This window comes from Kitasatospora sp. NBC_00240, assembly GCF_026342405.1.
Lineage (GTDB): Bacteria > Actinomycetota > Actinomycetes > Streptomycetales > Streptomycetaceae > Kitasatospora.
In genome coordinates this window covers 6784984-6801978 of record NZ_JAPEMU010000001.1, presented here as the reverse complement: position 1 = coordinate 6801978, position 16995 = coordinate 6784984, and the positions used below count along the sequence as shown (strand labels likewise).

At 72.2% G+C, this 16995-nt stretch carries 9 protein-coding genes; 3 read left to right on the top strand and 6 right to left on the bottom strand.

Translation table 11 applies throughout. From position 1 onward, the window contains the following. Positions 1-18 precede the first annotated feature (18 nt). Positions 19-5529, bottom strand: a complete 5511-nt coding sequence (gene pulA / locus OG689_RS29120; protein WP_266323825.1) for a pullulanase-type alpha-1,6-glucosidase — start codon at positions 5527-5529, stop codon at positions 19-21. A gap of 658 nt (positions 5530-6187) precedes the next feature. On the opposite strand from pulA, the gene OG689_RS29115 reads away from it, so the two are divergent. Next, on the top strand, positions 6188-7153 hold the full coding sequence (locus OG689_RS29115; protein ID WP_266323824.1) for a phosphatase PAP2 family protein: 966 nt from the start codon (positions 6188-6190) through the stop codon (positions 7151-7153). 52 nt (positions 7154-7205) lie between these two features. On the opposite strand, the gene OG689_RS29110 is transcribed toward OG689_RS29115, so the two are convergent. The 4 genes from OG689_RS29110 to wecB all read right to left on the bottom strand — a co-directional run bounded on the left by OG689_RS29110 (position 7206) and on the right by wecB (position 13307). Beyond that, positions 7206-10250 carry a bifunctional [glutamine synthetase] adenylyltransferase/[glutamine synthetase]-adenylyl-L-tyrosine phosphorylase gene (locus OG689_RS29110; RefSeq protein WP_266323823.1) on the bottom strand — a complete coding sequence of 1015 codons (3045 nt, stop codon included), beginning with the start codon at positions 10248-10250 and terminating at the stop codon, positions 7206-7208. A gap of 216 nt (positions 10251-10466) precedes the next feature. After that, positions 10467-11831, bottom strand: coding sequence for a glycosyltransferase (locus tag OG689_RS29105; protein WP_266323822.1), 1365 nt, complete (start codon positions 11829-11831; stop codon positions 10467-10469). Between the two features lie 92 nt (positions 11832-11923). Next, positions 11924-12079 (bottom strand): hypothetical protein, encoded by a 156-nt coding sequence (locus OG689_RS29100; protein ID WP_191293368.1) that lies wholly within the window; start codon positions 12077-12079, stop codon positions 11924-11926. A gap of 13 nt (positions 12080-12092) precedes the next feature. Further along, positions 12093-13307, bottom strand: a complete 1215-nt coding sequence (wecB, locus tag OG689_RS29095; RefSeq protein WP_266323821.1) for a non-hydrolyzing UDP-N-acetylglucosamine 2-epimerase — start codon at positions 13305-13307, stop codon at positions 12093-12095. Between the two features lie 401 nt (positions 13308-13708). On the opposite strand from wecB, the gene OG689_RS29090 reads away from it, so the two are divergent. Next, on the top strand, positions 13709-14497 hold the full coding sequence (locus tag OG689_RS29090) for a beta-glucanase (RefSeq protein WP_266323820.1): 789 nt from the start codon (positions 13709-13711) through the stop codon (positions 14495-14497). 490 nt (positions 14498-14987) lie between these two features. Next, positions 14988-15281 carry a hypothetical protein gene (locus OG689_RS29085; protein ID WP_266323819.1) on the top strand — a complete coding sequence of 98 codons (294 nt, stop codon included), beginning with the start codon at positions 14988-14990 and terminating at the stop codon, positions 15279-15281. 169 nt (positions 15282-15450) lie between these two features. Here the strand turns inward: OG689_RS29085 and glnA are convergent, their stop codons facing one another. Continuing rightward, the gene (gene glnA, locus OG689_RS29080; protein ID WP_266323817.1) at positions 15451-16812 is read right to left on the bottom strand and encodes a type I glutamate--ammonia ligase; all 1362 of its coding nucleotides are present in this window, start codon (positions 16810-16812) and stop codon (positions 15451-15453) included. Positions 16813-16995: the final 183 nt, after the last annotated feature.

Genomic DNA, 16995 nt, shown 5'->3' with positions numbered 1-16995 from the left:
CTCCCGACAACCGGTCCGTCAGCGCTGCACGAACACCGCGACAGTGCGTGCGGGGACGGTGAACGTGCCCGTACCGGCGTCGAATCCGGAGGCCTTGACCACCTGGTCCGACCCGCCCACCTGGACGGCGTGCAGGGCCTGCTGAGTGCCCTTCAGCGCCGCCACGCTCTGCTTCTGGACATCGGGCGTGGCGTTGAAGACCACCGTGATGCCCTTCTCCGCGCCCTTCAGGCCGGTGCCGTCCAGGTGCAGGGTGATCACGCCCGGCGTCTCACCGGCCGTGCCGGAGAGCGGGTACGACAGGCGCTGCTGCACCTCGGCCGCGGTCGGCAGCGCGAACAGCGGGGAGGACTGCTTGATCTTCAGCAGCTGCTGGTAGATCGCGGTGGCCGAGGCGATGTCGGCGCTGCCCACCTTGAGGTTCGGGTTGGCCAGCAGCGACTTGGAGACCGGCCACATCGACTTGTTGTCGGCGGCCATCGGCACCCCGCGGCCCCAGCCGTTGCCCTGCGCCGGGTCCCACCGGATCGAGTTGAACCAGTCGCCGGAGTCGAAGGAGTTGGCGTCCAGCGACTTGGAGCGCAGCAGGTCGCTGCCCGCCTGGGCGAAGCCCACCCCCTGGTTGAGGGTGGTCAGCGACAGTGCCAGCGCCTGCATCCGGGCCCGGTCGGCCGGCGAGGTGGTGGCCGGCAGCTTGAACGCGAGGGCGTCGAACAGGTCGGCGTTGTCGTGCGCGTCCACGTACTCGACCGACTCGCCGGGCTTCGCCGCGTACCCGGTCGGGGAGCCGTTGTAATCGACCCCGGCTCCCGTGACGGTCTTCCCGGCGCTGTCGGTGAAGGAGTAGCCGGCCAGGTTGCCGGTCAGCGCCACCTTGATCTGGTCCATCTGGTGGAGCAGCCGGGCCTTCTGCTGCTCGGGCGTGCCGTTGTCGGCCGAGCCGTTGGGGTCGGTGAACAGGCCCGAGGCGAAACCCTGCTGGGGGGCGGAGGAGAGCTGGTAGTTGCCGCCGCGCGCCGCGTCCCGGACCCGGTCGTCGAAGGTGGCGATGCCCGTCCCGCCCATGTTCAGCTGGCTGGCCTGCACGAAGCGGGCGTTGTCGGCGACCACGCCGAAGTTCCAGCCCTCGCCGTAGAGGAAGATGTTCTTCCCGTCGACGCCGTCCGAGGCCGGCGTCATCCTCCGCAGCGCGGCCTGCACGTCCAGCATGGTGGACTTCGGGTCCAGGCCCATCAGGTCGAAGCGGAACCCGTCCACCTTGTACTCGCGGGCCCAGGTGGTGACCGAGTCCACGACCAGGCGGTTCATCATGGCGTGCTCCGGCGCGGTGTCCGCGCAGCAGCTGTCCGTGGTGACCTTGCCGGCGGCGTCGAGCCGCTGGTAGTAGCCGGGCACGATCTTGTCGAGCACAGAGTGCTCGGCCTGGCCGGCGGCGGCGGTGTGGTTGTAGACCACGTCCAGGACCACCCGCAGGCCGGCCTCGTGCATCGCCTGCACCATCTGCCGGAACTGCACCGTCCGGGCCGTCCCGTTCGGGTCCGTCGCGTACGAGCCCTCGGGCACGTTGTAGTGCAGCGGGTCGTAGCCCCAGTTGTACGCGTCGTCGGCCTGCACGGCCGCCACGCACTCCTGCTGCTGCTCGCTGTCGGCGGCCAGCGAGGCGAGGTCGCAGGCGGGCAGCTTCTGGTCGGCGCGGTTCTCCCGGATGGTCGCGATGTCGAAGGTCGGCAGCAGGTGGATGGTGGTCACGCCCGCCTTGGCGAGGTCGCGCAGGTGCTGCATGCCGGCCGACTGCGACTCGGTGAACGCCAGGTAGGTGCCGCGCTCGGCGGCCGGCACGGTGGTGTCCGCCGTCGAGAAGTCCCGGACGTGCAGCTCCTGGATCTGCTGCTGGCCGGCCGGGATCGCCTTCGGCAGGGCGTGGTTGTCCCAGCCCTTGGGCTTGAGGTCCTTGGCGTCCAGGTCGGCGACCAGGCTGCGCTTGGAGTCGGTGGACAGCGCCACCGAGTACGGGTCGGTGACCAGGTTGGTGACGTTCTGCTGGACGCTCGGCGCCCAGACCTTCACCTGGTACAGGTAGTACTTGCCGTTCAGCTCGCCCGCGTCGCGGACCAGCTCCCAGACGCCGGTCTCGTCGTCCAGCTTCAGCGGGACGGTCTTCGGGGTGCCGCCGGTGGGCCCGTCGAAGATCTGGACGGAGACCTCGGTGGCGGTCGGCGCCCAGAGCGACAGCGCGACCTTGCCGTTGTAGTACTGCGGGCCGAAGTCGGCCTTGGCGGCCTTGGCCGCGTACAGGTCGTCCAGCACGCCGGGGACCTGCACGCCGGTGGCGGCCAGGGTGGCGCCGGACGGCAGGTGCTCGGTGAAGACCAGCTGGCTGCGCAGCGCGGCGGTGACCCGGCCGGCGTCGCGGGCGTCGACGGTGAAGGCGCGGTAGCCGGCCAGGTGCGGGAACTTGGCCTTCTGGGCGGCGGTCAGGCCGCCCTTGGCCTGCTCCAGCCGCAGCCAGCGGCCGTCCTTGTTCAGCACACCCTTGTCGACCTTGAGGCCGCCCTCGGGGTCGTAGACCAGCTGGGCGCTGGTGCCGCCGGCCAGGGCGCCGTCGGCGGCGCCGAAGTTGGCCGGGACGACGACGGTGGTGGCGTCGATCCACTGCGCCTTGGCGGAACCGAGGTCGAGCTGGGCGCCGGTGGTGGCGCTCTGCGGCAGCAGGTGCCCCTCCTGGCCGCCGATCAGCCAGACCTCGTGGCCGCTGACCGAGAAGTCCAGCGACTGGTCGGAGGGCAGGTCCTTGTCGCCGCCGTTGTGGATGATGTAGCTCAGGCTGGTGGCCCCGGCGGCGAGCGGCACCTCGAAGACCGCGCCGTACGCGTCCTTGCGGACGGGCATCAGCGGGTTGCCCCAGTCGGTGGGGGTGGCCGCGCCGGTCCAGTCGTGCAGGCCCCAACCGTCGTAGTTGCCGTCCGCCCGGTGGTAGTGGATCACCGCGGTGTCGGCGGGCTGGGTGTCGGCCGGCCCCGGGTTGGTGGTCCGGACGGTCGGGTCGCCCTCCTTGATCCAGACCTCGCCGGTGGCGCCGACGTCGATGTGCCGGTCGCCGTCGACGTCCTTGGTGCCGTTGTTCTCCACCACGAACCCGACGTCCGAGGCGCCGCTGTTCAGCTTCACGTAGGCGAAGGCGCCGTACGCGTCGCGGCCGGTGAAGGCGTGCCCGGCGGGCCAGGTGGTGCTCTCGCCCTCGGCTATGTCGCCCCAGGCGTAGAGGTTCCAGCCGTCGTAGTTCTTGTCGCCGCGCTGGTAGTGGACGATCGCGTACGGCCGGGCGGTGGCGCTCGGGGCGGGGGTGGGCGCCGGGGTGCCGGTGGTGAAGCCGCCGGTGGCCGAGCGGAGGTGGCCGCTGGAGTCCTGGACGACGGCCTTGTAGCGCACCACGGTGCCGGGCGCGACGGCGCCGAGGTCCTGGGTGACCTTGTTGCTGCCGTTGTCGGAGGTGCCGAGCACCTGCCAGGGGCCGTTGCCGACCTGGGCGGCGAAGGAGACCCGGTTGAAGCCGCCGCCGTCGAGGTCGGCGCCGACCGTGACGGTGCCGGTGGAGCCGTCGGCCGGGGCCCGCAGGGTGATCTGCGGCGCGGCGGCGACCGGGGCGAGCTTGCCGGCGGCCTTCCAGACCACCGAGGAGAGCGCCGGGACGACGACGGAGATCTTCTTGTCGGCGCCGCTGACGGTCTGGCCGCCGGCCGCCGGGTAGAGCCGGTCGAAGGTCTGGCCGGCCGAGAAGGTGTCCAGCGTGACGGTCTTCGGCTCGGTGGAGTTGTTGACCGCGACCACGTACTCGACCTGCTGGCCGGCGTCGATCCGGGAGAAGGCGTAGACGCCGGCGCCGTCCGCCGCGTACCGCTCGATCTGGGCGCCGTCGGCGAGCGCCGGGTGCGCCTTGCGGAGCGCGGCGAGGTCGGCGATGCCGGTGAAGAGGGCGCCGTCCTTGCCGTAGCGGTCGGCGGCGCCGGCGGCGCCGCCGATCACCGGGTCGCTGTTGTAGGACGGGGTCTTCGAGGCGAACATGTCCTGCCGGGCGTCCTTGTCGCCGCCCGCGCCGGTGAAGCCCTGCTCGTCGCCGTAGTAGACGACCGGCTGGCCGCGGGTGAGGAACTGGAGTTCGCTCGCGAGCCGGTCGCGCTGCAGCAGCGTGGCGGCGTCGGCGTTCGGGTTGTCGCTGCGCAGGAAACTGCCGAACCGGCCCATGTCGTGGTTGCCGAGGAAGGTCGGCAGTTCGTAGGCGTCGGTGTCCGCGGTGGTGTAGCGGTAGTCCTGGCCGTAGACGTCGGAAAGCGCCTTTGCGGAGCCGCCCTGCGAGACGTAGGTGCGCGCGGCGTTCTGGAACGGGAAGTCCAGGGTGGCCTGCAGCTTGCCCTTGGTGACGTACGGGGAGGTGATCGCCGGGTCGCCGGAGTAGACCTCGCCGAACATGAAGAACTTCTTGTTGCCCTGCTTGGCGGCGAATTCCTTCAGCGAGGGCGCCCACTGCTGCCAGAAGGCCATGTTGACGTGCTTGACGGTGTCGATCCGGAATCCGTCGACGCCGGTGTCCTTGACCCAGGTCTGGTAGACCTTCTCGAATCCCTTGACCACCTGCGGGTTCTGGGTGTCGAGGTCGTCCAGGCCGGAGAAGTCGCCCTCGGTGGCGGATTCGCCGACGAAGGTGGAGTCACCGCGGTTGTGGTAGAGCGAGGGGTCGTTCAGCCAGGCCGGCGTCTTGGCGTTCTCGTCGGCCGCGCTGTTGAAGGTCGGCGAGTACGGGAACGAGTTCTTGGTGAGCTTGGGGAAGGCCGTGCCGGCGTCGGCGGCGGCGGTCTCGTCGACCGGCGCGCCGTCCTTGTCGAGCGTCGGGTAGGCGCCCTCGGAGCGGTAGGTGTACTGCTTCTGCGCGTAGTCGATGACGTCGGCGGTGTGGTTGGTGATGACGTCGAAGAAGACCTTGATGCCCTTGGCGTGCGCCTTCGCGATCAGCTCCTTGAGCTGCTCGTTGGTGCCGAAGTGCGGGTCGACCTGGGTGAAGTCGGTGATCCAGTAGCCGTGGTAGCCGGCCGAGGCGTTGTCGCCGGTGCCCTGGACGGGCTTGTTCTTGAAGATCGGCGCCATCCAGATCGCGGTGGTGCCGAGGTTCTGGATGTAGTCGAGCTGCTTGATCAGGCCTTCGAGGTCGCCGCCGTGGTAGAAGCCCTTGTCGGCGGGGTCGAGGCCGTTGTCCAGCCGGGTGCCGGTGATGCCGCCGGTGTCGTTGCCGGTGTTCCCGTTCGCGAACCGGTCCGGCAGGACGAAGTAGAACTGCTCGCGGGTGAGGTCGTGCCGTGCGGCCGATGCGGCGAGCGAGGCGTCCGACGGCGGGGCCGGCGGGGTGGCGGCGGCCGCGAGCGGCGCGGCACTGCCGAGGGTGGCCGCGATCAGCGAGGCGGCGAGCAGGACGGCCGCGCGGCCGGGTCTGCGGTAGGTGGTCGTGCTCCGTTGCGGGCGGGGCTGGACGTCGGCCACGAAGGGGCTCCCTTGGGGCGGGCAGGCGGGATGGGGCACCTCACGGCCGACAGGCCGTCCGAGCGCCATCAAGTGGCGTGGACGCTAGTGGTTGAAAGATGTTTCAGCAAGATGCAGAAATTGTTTCCACCGACCCCTTGACCCGCCCCGCCGGGACCCTCCAGAGTCATTACCGCGCGCCCCGCCGTACACACCACCACCGCCGGTTCTCCCGGAGTGCCCCGACCCGTCGCACAAGGACGGGCGGCCGCCGGTGGAGCGGGGCCCGCACCGCACGGATTCCCGGTGAGGGTCGGGACGTCCGTGGGCGGGATTCGCCGCCCGCCGGGGCCCTGCGGGTCTCCGGCGGGCCGCCGGACCGCCGGCCGGCCCCGGGTCGCAGCCGGGGCGAGCACCCGCATCCGGCGCCTCCCCCGGAACGGGCGCCCCCCTCCCCCGGGCCGCTCCCGTTCACCGCCCACCCCCCGCTTAGACTCCTAGATCGCGATCGCGTAACAATGGGACGTATGTCCGTCCCTCCGGTCTTCACAGACACCACCAGCACCACCCCCTACCCCGGTGGGACCCACCCCCTCACCCCTTGGGGGGACATCCGGTGAAGAATCCACGACCACAGGATGAGCAGACGGCTACGGCTCGTCTGGCAGACTTCTCGTCCATGGGGGAACCGACCGAGAACCACGCAGCAGGCGCCCGGCGCCCCGGCGCGGCGCAGCAGAGCGGTTCCGTCGCAGGCCAGGCCCGAACGGGCCGGGTGCCGGACGGAGCCACCCGCGCCGCCCAGAGCCGCTCGGCGGCCATCCGCAGCAGGGTCCGCGAGCAGCGCCGCTCGCCCGCGAGGCCCCGGCTCTGGTTCGAGCTCGCACTGATCGGTGTCAGCTACTGGCTGTACTCGCTGGTACGCAACGCCGTCCCCGAGCACGCGACCACCGCGCAGCTGCACTCCTCGTGGATCTGGCACTTCGAGCGGGCCCTCGGGGCCGGCGTCGAGCGTGCCGTGAACCACGGGGTCAACTCCGTCACGTGGTTGATCGTCGGGATGAACTACTACTACGCGACGCTGCACTTCATCGTCACCATAGGTGTGCTCGTCTGGGTCTACCGACGGCATCCGGGCCGCTACGCGGCGGCACGCACGGTGCTGTTCGTGACCACGGGCATCGCCCTGGTCGGCTTCTACTTCTTCCCCCTGGCGCCACCCCGGCTGATGACGGACGGCGGGTTCATCGACACCGTCAAGATCCACGACACCTGGGGCTCAATGGCCTCCGGCCCCGCCGCGCACGTGTCCAACCAGTACGCCGCGATGCCCTCGATGCACATCGGCTGGTCGCTCTGGTGCGGACTGGCGATCTTCTTCCTGGCACGCCGGGCCTGGGTACGGGCCCTCGGCGTGCTCTACCCGCTGGCCACCCTGGTGGTCATCGTCTCGACCGCCAACCACTTCTGGATGGACGCCGTCGGCGGCGTCGTCTGCCTGTCGGTCGGCTTCCTGGTGGCGCGCCTGGTCTACCACGTGTGGGCCTACCAGCTGCCCCGGACACCCGCCCGCGAGGGCGACGAGCGTCCGGTCACGGTGCCCGAGCAGTGGACGGCGCCCACCGCCGTCGCCGGCCGCCGCTGAGCGGCGCTCCGCGGGCGGGCGCCGAGGCGTCGGCGCCCGCGCTCCCCGGCGCTCAGCCGTAGAAGACCTGCTCCACCACCGCCCGGGCCCGCCGGGTGACCCGCCGGTAGTCGTCCACCAGCTCCCCGCTGTGGCCGGCGCCGTAGCCGAGGTAGCGGGCCACCCCCGCCAGCTCCCGGGCGTCCCCGGGGAAGCTGTCGCCCGGCCGGCCGCGGACCAGCATCACGGCGGCCCGCACCCGCGAGGCGAGCACCCAGGCCGCGTCCAGCACGGCGGCGTCGCCCTCGTCCACCAGGCCCGCCCGGGCGGCCGCCGCCAGCGCGGCCCTGGTCCGGGTGGTGCGCAGCTCGGGCAGCCGGTGGCCGTGCTGGAGCTGGAGCAGCTGGACGGTCCACTCGACGTCGGCCAGCCCGCCCCGACCGATCTTGGTGTGCGTGGTGGGGTCGGCCCCGCGCGGCAGCCGCTCGGACTCGATCCGGGCCTTGATCCGGCGGATCTCCACCAGGTCACGCTCGGGCACGCCGGTCCCCGGGTAGCGCATCGGGTCGATCAGCTGCCGGAACCGCTCGCCGAGGCCGGCGTCCCCCGCGACCGGTTCGGCCCGCAGCAGCGCCTGGCTCTCCCAGACGTGCGACCACCGCTTGTAGTACGCCGTGTACGAGGCGAGGGTGCGCACCAGCGGGCCCTGCCGGCCCTCCGGGCGCAGGTCCGCGTCCACCAGCAGCGGCGGTTCGGTGGACGGGGCGCCGAGCAGCGTACGCAGTTCGTTGCAGACGGCGTGGGCGGCCCGGGCGGCGTCCTCCTCCAGCGAGCCGAGCACCGGCTCGTGGACGAAGAGCACGTCGGCGTCGGAGCCGTAGCCCAGCTCGCGGCCGCCGAACCGGCCCATCGCGATCACCGCGATCCGGGTCGGCAGAGCGCCGTTCTGCGCCTCCCAGCCGGCCACGCAGGCCCGCAGCGCGCCCTGCAGGGTGGCCGTGTTCAGCGCGGTGAGCGCCTCGCCGGCCACGTCCAGCGCCTCGGCCGGGTCCTCCGCGAGCCGGCCGAGGACATCGGCGGCCGCCGTCCGGAACAGCTCGCGGCGGCGCACCGAGCGGGCCGCCGCGACGGCCGCGGCCGAGGTCGAGGCCCGCCCGACGGCGGCCAGGATCTCCTGTTCCAGGGCGGCCCGCCCGCGTGGCACCAGGCCCTGCGGGTCGCCCAGCATGGCGACCGCCTCGGGGGCGCGCAGCAGCAGGTCGGGGGCGAGGCGGCCGGCCGACAGCACCCGGGCCAGCTGCTCGGCGGCGGCGCTCTCGTCCCGCAGCAGGCGCAGGTACCAGGGGGTGCGGCCGAGCGCGTCGGACACCTGGCGGAAGTTGAGCAGCCCGGCGTCCGGGTCGGCGGACTCGGCGAACCAGCCCAGCATCACCGGCAGCAGGGTCCGCTGGATGGCGGCCTTGCGGCTGACCCCGGAGGCGAGCGCGGACAGGTGGCGCAGCGCGGCGGCCGGGTCGGCGTAGCCGAGCGCCTCCAGGCGCTCCCGGGCGGCCTGCGGGCTGAGCCCGGCGGCGCCGGCCGGCAGTTCGGCGACGGCGTCCAGCAGCGGCCGGTAGAACAGCTTCTCGTGCAGCCGGCGGACCTCGACGGCGTGCCGCTTCCACTCCCGCTGGAGGGCGGCCACCGGGTCGGCCCGGGTGTCGTCGTTGATCAGCGGGGCGAGCGAGCGGGCCAGCCGGCGCTGGTCCGCCTCGTCCTTGGGCATCAGGTGGGTGCGGCGCAGCCGGTGCAGCTGGATCCGGTGCTCCAGGCTGCGCAGGAAGCGGTAGGCGGTGTCCAGCGAGGCGGCGTCGGCCCGGCCGACGTAGCCGCCGGCCGACAGTGCGGCGAGGGCCTCCAGGGTGTTGCCGCTGCGCAGGGTGCGGTCGGCGCGGCCGTGCACCAGCTGGAGCAGCTGGACGGAGAACTCGACGTCCCGCAGGCCGCCGGGGCCCAGCTTGAGCTGGCGGTCGATCTCGGTGGCGGGGATGGAGTCGATCACCCGGCGGCGCATCTGCTGCACGTCGGCGACGAAGTTCTCCCGGGCGGCGGCCTGCCAGACCATCGGGGCCAGCGCCTCGGTGTAGGCGGCGCCGAGTTCGGCGTCCCCGGCGACCGGGCGGGCCTTGAGCAGCGCCTGGAACTCCCAGGTCTTGGCCCAGCGCTGGTAGTACGCCAGGTGGCTGGCCAGGGTGCGCACCAGCGGCCCGTTGCGGCCCTCCGGGCGGAGGTTGGCGTCCACCGGCCAGATGGTGCCCTCGCCGGTGGTGTCGGAGCAGAGCCGCATGGCCCGGGCGGCGAGCCGGGTCGCGGACTGCACGGCGGTGTGCTCCTCGACGCCCTCGCGGGGCTCGGCCACGAAGATCACGTCCACGTCGGAGACGTAGTTGAGTTCGCGCCCGCCGCACTTGCCCATGCCGATCACGGCGAGCCGGCAGGCCCGGGCGGCCTGCGGGTCCTCCCCGGCGGCGATGTCGAGGGCGGTCTGCAGGGTGGAGCCGGCCAGGTCGGCGAGTTCGGCGGCGGTCTGCGCGAGATCGGTGGTGCCGGTGAGGTCGCGGGCGGCGATGGCGAGCAGGCAGCGCCGGTAGGCGACCCGCAGCAGGTCGCCGCGGTCCCCGCGGGGCTGCGGCGCGCCCTCGCGCGGGCCGCAGCCCCAGACGCCGTCGTACAGCGCCCGCAGGAAGTCCTCGCTGCCGGGGTGCATGTCCTGCTGCTCGAAGGTGACCAGCGCGTGCCAGTCCCGGGGGTGCCGGGCCAGGTGCTCGGCGAGCGCGGCGGAGGCGCCCAGCACGCCGAGCAGGCGGTCGCGCAGCGGTTTGGAGGTGGTGAGGGTGTCGCGCAGGGTGTGCTGTTCGGACGCGTCCAGGGTCTCCAGCAGCCGGGCGAGGCCGAGCAGCGCGAGGTCGGGGTCGGCGGTGGCGCCGAGCGCGTCCAGCAGCACCGGATCGTCGGCGAGGGCGCCGAGGCCGGGCCCGGCCAGCAGTCGCAGGGCCGCGCCGGGGTCGGTGAACCCTCGGCGGACCAGCCTTATCTCCGGCCGGCTGACCCGGCTGCCGGTGCGTTCCTCCACTGCCATCGCCCCTCCGGTACGCGGGTACCCGTGAACATCCGTACGACCTGTCAGCCTACGGCGCCGGTGCGGGGTCTGCTGCTCCGCGCGGGTCCGCCCGGCCCGGGCGGGCCGGGCGGACATCCGGACGGGCGAGCGGGCCGGCGGACGCGCGGGTGGGCCGGCGAATCCTGCGCGGCCGGCCCGTTGCCGTCGGTGCGCGGCGGCCGGCCCGGGCGGGGGTCAGAACTCGATGGCGGTCGGCCCCTCCACCCGCAGCTCGGCGTTGCGCCGGGTCTTGGCCCACTGGCCGCGCCCGGTGACGATCCGGGCCAGCGCCCGCCAGGCGGTGACGTAGAAGATGTAGATGTAGAAGGCGTAGGCCAGCCCCCAGCCGAGGCTGCTCCAGAACCCGACCCCGCGCTCGCACCGCCAGCGGTAGATCGGCCCCCACATGGCGAACTGGGTGATCCCGAGGGCCGCGCCGATGAACAGGCCCCAGCCGCCGCCCCCGAGGAAGCCGCCGTCGCTCTGCACCATGCCCCGGGCGAACCAGAACAGCAGCACCGGGAAGAGCAGCGAGGCGGACACCTGGAACCACGGCAGCAGCAGGTAGTACGAGATCTCCATGACCCCGGAGTGGCTGAGCTTGGGCGAGCGCCAGACCCGGGCCAGGTAGCGGGTGCACTGCATGTTGCCCTGCCCCCAGCGGGTGCGCTGGGTGATCAGCCGCCGCAGGCTCCACAGGCCTTCCTGGTCGACCGAGGTGTCGGTGGTGTACGCGGTGCGCCAGCCGTCGAGCATCAGGTCGAGACCGAGCTCGAAGTCCTCCAGCAGGGCGCCGCGCCAGGGCCCGCTGCCGCCCTCGGTGATCGCGCGCATCGCGGAGAGCCGGGTGAACTGCCCGTTGCCTCCCATGCCGACCGTCCGGGTGTGCCGGCGGGCCATCTGGACGGCGGCGGTGGTGGTCCGGAACTCCAGGTCCTGCAGGCGGACCAGCGTGCGGGCGGCCAGGTTCCGCAGCCGGCCGCCGTCCGGGACGGGCCGGCGCTCGTCCCGGTTGCGCATCCGGACCTCGCACTGCACGGCCCCGACCACCGGGTCGCCGAACAGGTGGCCCGCCGCCATCACGTCGAGTCCGCCGGGCTCGGGGTGGCCGTCCGCGTCGAAGACGCCGACCACGATCTGCTCGAAGGCGGCGTCGGCGGGCAGCCAGCCGACCAGGGCGCGGTAGGCCGCGTTCAGCGCCTCGCTCTTGCCGGTCCGGGCGTCCGGCCGGCGCCGCTGCACCAGGTGCACGTACGGGTCGGCGGCCTGCCGGGCGGCGGTGATCCCACCGGTGGCGTCGTCCGAGTCGTCGTCGACGACCCACAGGTGGGTGGACGGGAAGTGCCGGCGCAGGTAGGCCAAGGTGTCGCCGATGACGGCCTCCTCGTCCCGGCAGGGGATGAAGAAGTGCCACCGGAAGTCGTCCGCGTCGCCGGACGGGCGGGGCTTGTGCCGGACGAAGGGCACCACCAGGCACACGACGTAGCAGACGAACATGAGGGAGAAGAGCAGCGACAGCGCCATCGCCAGGTCGATCAGCGCGTACTTGCCGTCAGTCACGGTGGGTCCTTGATGTCAGCAGAGATGCCGCAGCACCGGCCCGCGTCGAGCGGTCCGGTGCTGCGGCACAGGGCAGGGCCGAGGAACCGGGGTCAGTCGTTCCTGCGCAGGTGGGACACGCGCAGCAGCAGGACACCACCGACGAACAGCAGCAGCGCGACCAGCAGGATCTGGAAGGTCTGGTTGCCGGTCGCGGCGCCGGTGGCGGCGAGGGCCCCGCCGGCGTGGTGGTGGTGGGGTCGGTACATGGATTGCCTCCGTTTACAGGGATGGGACGGGGGAAGCCACCGGGGGGACGGCGTCCGCCGCCACTGCCCCTCGGGGGGCGGCGGAAGGGCCGTGGTGGGCCGGCGACGTGTGCGGGGTGGGCGTGCGGGCCGGCCGTCCGGCCAGGGCCAGCGCCAGCTCCACGATGCGCTCGCTGGCGCGCCCGTCCCCGTAGGGCGAGGGACGCACGGCCAGCCGCGCCGCCAAGGTGGCGTCGGCGATGTACTCGCGCGCCACCCGGCCGAGGTCCGGTCCGGGGCGGAGCAGGGTCGCGAACCCCGCCTCGATCGCCTCCGGCCGTTCGGTGCTGTTGCGCAGGACGATCAGCGGCTTCTTCAGCACCGTGCACTCCTCCTGCACGCCGCCGGAGTCGGAGACCAGCAGCCGGGCGTGCCGGGCGAGGCCGAGGAAGGCCCGGTGGTCGACCGGGTCGACCGCGCCGAGGCCGGCCAGCGTGCGGCTCAGGCCGAAGCCCTCGGCCCGCCGCAGGGTGCGCGGGTGGACGGGGAAGAGCACCGGCAGGCCGAGCTTCTCCAGTTCGGCCAGGATCAGCCGCAGCCGGTGCGGGTCGTCGGTGTTCTCCGGCCGGTGCAGCGTGACCAGGACGAAGCCGTCGTCGGGGACGCCGTACCGGCGCAGCATCGCCCGGGACTCCTCGGGGCCGGGCAGCGAGTCGGTGACGGCCTCGACGATGGTGTTGCCGGTGACGCGGATCCGGGACGGCGGTACGCCCTCGGCCCGCAGGTTGGCCGCGGCGACCTCGGTGGGCGCGCAGTGCAGTTCGGCGAGCACGCCGACCACCTGCCGGTTGATCTCCTCCGGCATCGCCCGGTCGCGTGAACGCAGTCCGGCCTCGACATGGATCACCGGGATGTCGCAGTATTGCGCGGCCTGTGCGCCGGCCGAGGTCGAGTTGGTGTCGCCCTGAACGACGACCGCACGCGGAGGGTCGAGGGTGAACGCGTCGCAGAGTGCGGAAATCATCGCGCCGATCTGCTTGCCGCGCGGCATTCCGCCGATTCCGCCGAGCCGCAGTTGCGGAGCGGGCAGGTTCATACCGCGGAAGATGCTCCCGGAGAGCGTGTCGTCGTAGTGCTGCCCGGTGTAGACCAGTCGGCCGTGTTCCCCGAGGCCCCGTACCACGCGGGCCAGTTTGACGATCTCGGGCCGCGTGCCGAGCACGACGGCCACCGAACCACCGCGATTCATTGGAGACTCGACCTCCTGGTTGACGGGCCGATCCCCGCAAAAGAAGAGTCGCAAATCCCGGAACGACTATCCATTTCCGGCGCGGATTTCCACCCCAACGGTTCGCATTATCACTCCGCCGGCCGAGCAGCCCAGCCATGAATACAATATTCACGGCCGCGGGCCGAACAAAGGAACGCCCGTCCGAATTTCCGGAACCGCGCCACCGCTTTGCTTACTGATAGCGTGACGCCCGGAAACCGCCGAAGGAACGGACACGGCAGCGGCCCTCCGGATCCGGTTCGTCCTGTCGGAGCAGCGCGCGGGCGCACCGCCGTGCCGTCATGGATCGTGAGTGGACGGACACCGGCCGCCACCGAGCCGGACCGACCATGCCGAGCCTCCCCAGGAGGACGACGATCATGAAGCCCACCCGCCAACTGCTGGCCCTCGCCCTGATCGGCGCGACCGCGGCCACCCAGGCAGGAACCCTCGCGCACGCCGACCAGCGCGCCCGCAGCGACATCGTCTTCAGCGACACCTTCGAGGACCTGTCCGTCGGCCGCGGCCACGACTGGGGCTGGCAGACCGCCGCCTACGCGCAGTGCGTCAGCAACTCCAACGACGCCAAGCTCGACCACCTCACCACCTCGGCGCTCAGCACCGACAACGGCTACCTCACCATCACCGCCACCCGCCGGCCGGACGGGCTCTGGAACACCGGCCTGATCACCACCGGCGACTCCTGCGACTCCGGCGGCAACCTCGCCGAAGTACGCACCGGCGACACCATCCTCGCCCACGTCCGACTGCCCGACACCGGCTCCGGCGCCTGGCCCGCCCTGTGGACCTGGCGTGAGGGAGGCAACGAGCTCGACATCTTCGAATGGCACAGCGACCGCACCGACAGCCTCGAATTCGCCAACCACACCGGCCACAGCAACGTCCTCTACACCGCCCCCGAGATAGGCCCCGGCCAGTGGGTCTACGTCGGCGCGGAGCTCGGCGCCGACAACGTCACCTGGCTGGTCGGCACCGACCCCGACAACCTCACCGCCGCGTACGAGGACCATGTGGGCGTCGGCCCCGACTTCGTCTCCTACCCCGTCCTCAGCCTGTCCATCAACAACGGCAACTTCCATGCCGCGCCCGCCACCGACGAACCCGTCACCCTCGCCATCGACTCGCTGTCGATCATCAGGCCGAGGTGACCGGACCGTCACCGGCACCCGCCGCGGCCCTTCGTCCGGCGAGCGTCGGACGGCTGACGGCCTGACGACCGACGGCCGACGGCCGACGGCCGGGCGGTGAACGACCCGGCGGCGACCGTCCGACAGGGGACGGCCCGTCGGCGGACGGCCTGACGGTGAACGACCCGGCGACGGAGGACAACCGATCGCCGGCGCCGAGCCGCTCCGGTCTGCGGGACATGGTCCCGGAGGCCGGAGCCTCGCGTCGTTCCGCCGAGAAAGCGCCGCGGGCGGCAATCCGACGGCGGCGCGGCTACGAATGGTCACGGTGGCCGGGCCGCGATGGCCGCCGCGAGGGTTCGTCAGCCGGCCGACGGCGCGGGCGATCCCGGCAGCGGGCGGCCCGGCCCGGCCACCGGTGGCACCGGAGCAGGCCGGGCAGGGTCGCGAAGGCGGCCCGCCGCGGTCACGAGACGGGAGGGGCGATCCGATGACCGGCAGGAGCACGGCGATGAGCAGCACCGACGGCGGACCCGTGGTGGTCGAGATCGAGGACGTGAGCGGCCCGGCGACCTTCGTCGAGCTGTCCGAGGCGCTCGCCGCACTCTGGGAGTCCCTCCGGCCGCTGCCGCTGGGCCCGGTGCAGACCGACGCCTTCCGGCACTTCCTCACCCGGCCCGACGCGCTCCGACTGGTCACCGAGTCCATCCGGCGCGACGGACGGCTGATCCTGTCCTTCCGGATGAACGACCGGCTGCACGCCGTCTGGGTCAGCCCGGCCGGCGCGGCGCCACCACCGCGCTGAACCCGCCGGGCGACCGGCGGACCGAGGCGGATACCGGCCGTCGGCCCGCTCCGGAGGCGCGAAGACGGCCCACGGACGGCCCAGGGCGGGTGAACAGACCCCCGGGCCGACGGTGGGGACCCGCCGGCCCGGGGAGTTCACTCGCCCTGGTAAGGGTGCTGACCTGCGGTTACAGCACCTGGAGGTTCTTGCGCAGCTCGAACGGCGTGACCTCGGAGCGGTACTCCTCCCACTCCTGGCGCTTGTTGCGCAGGAAGAAGTCGAAGACGTGCTCGCCGAGGGTCTCCGCCACCAGCTCGCTGCGCTGCATCAGGTCGATGGCCTCGCCGAGGTTCTGCGGCATCGGCTGGATGCCCATGGCGCGGCGCTCGGAGTCGGAGAGCGCCCACACGTCGTCGTCGGCGCCGGCCGGGAGCTCGTAGCCCTCCTCGATGCCCTTCAGGCCGGCCGCCAGGGTGACGGCGTAGGCGAGGTAAGGGTTGCAGCCGGTGTCCAGCGAGCGGACCTCGACCCGGGTGGAGCCCTGCTTGCCGGGCTTGTACATCGGGACGCGGATCAGCGCGGAGCGGTTGTTGTGGCCCCAGCAGATGTACGAGGGGGCCTCGCCGCCGGCGCCGGCCGTGCGCTGCGAGCCGCCCCAGATCCGCTTGTAGGAGTTGACCCACTGGTTGGTGACGGCGGCCGTCTCGGCGGCGTGCCGCAGCAGGCCGGCGATGAACGAGCGGCCGGTCTTGGAGAGCTGGTACTCGGCGCCGGACTCGTGGAAGGCGTTGCGGTCGCCCTCGAAGAGCGAGAGGTGGGTGTGCATGCCGGAGCCGGGGTGCTCGGAGAACGGCTTCGGCATGAAGCTGGCGTGCACGCCCTGCTCCAGCGCGACCTCCTTCATGACCAGACGGAAGGTCATGATGTTGTCGGCGGTGGAGAGCGCGTCGGCGTAGCGCAGGTCGATCTCCTGCTGGCCGGGGGCGCCCTCGTGGTGGGAGAACTCCACCGAGATGCCCATCGACTCCAGCATGGTGATGGCCTGGCGGCGGAAGTCGTGGCCGACGCCGCGCGGGGTGTGGTCGAAGTAGCCGGACTGGTCGGCCGGGATCGGCGCGGTGCCGTCGCCCGGGAGGTTCTTCAGCAGGAAGAACTCGATCTCGGGGTGGGTGTAGAAGGTGAAACCGAGGCTGGAGGCCTTCTCCAGGGTGCGCTTCAGCACGAACCGCGGGTCCGCGTAGGAGGGCGAGCCGTCCGGCATCATGATGTCGCAGAACATCCGCGCGGTGCCCGGGGTCTCGGAGCGCCAGGGCAGGATCTGGAAGGTGGTCGGGTCCGGCTTGGCGATCATGTCGGACTCGTAGACCCGGGCGAAGCCCTCGATCGCCGAGCCGTCGAAACCGATGCCCTCCTCGAAGGCCTGTTCCAGCTCCGCCGGAGCCACGGCGACCGACTTCAGGAACCCGAGCACGTCGGTGAACCACAGCCGGACAAAACGGATGTCACGCTCTTCGAGCGTACGAAGCACGAACTCCTGCTGCTTGCCCATGGGGACAGTCTCACCTCTGCTCTTTACGTTCGTGTTACGCCGGACGCGGCTCGAAAGCGGCTGCCCCCATCATGGCGGATCACCACCGGAAATCCGACACCTGGTCGGGTGCTGCCATCATCGGGGCGCGTCGTGCGGAACCCGTCGGGGCAGCACCCGCCCGAGACATAGCGTCAGATAGAC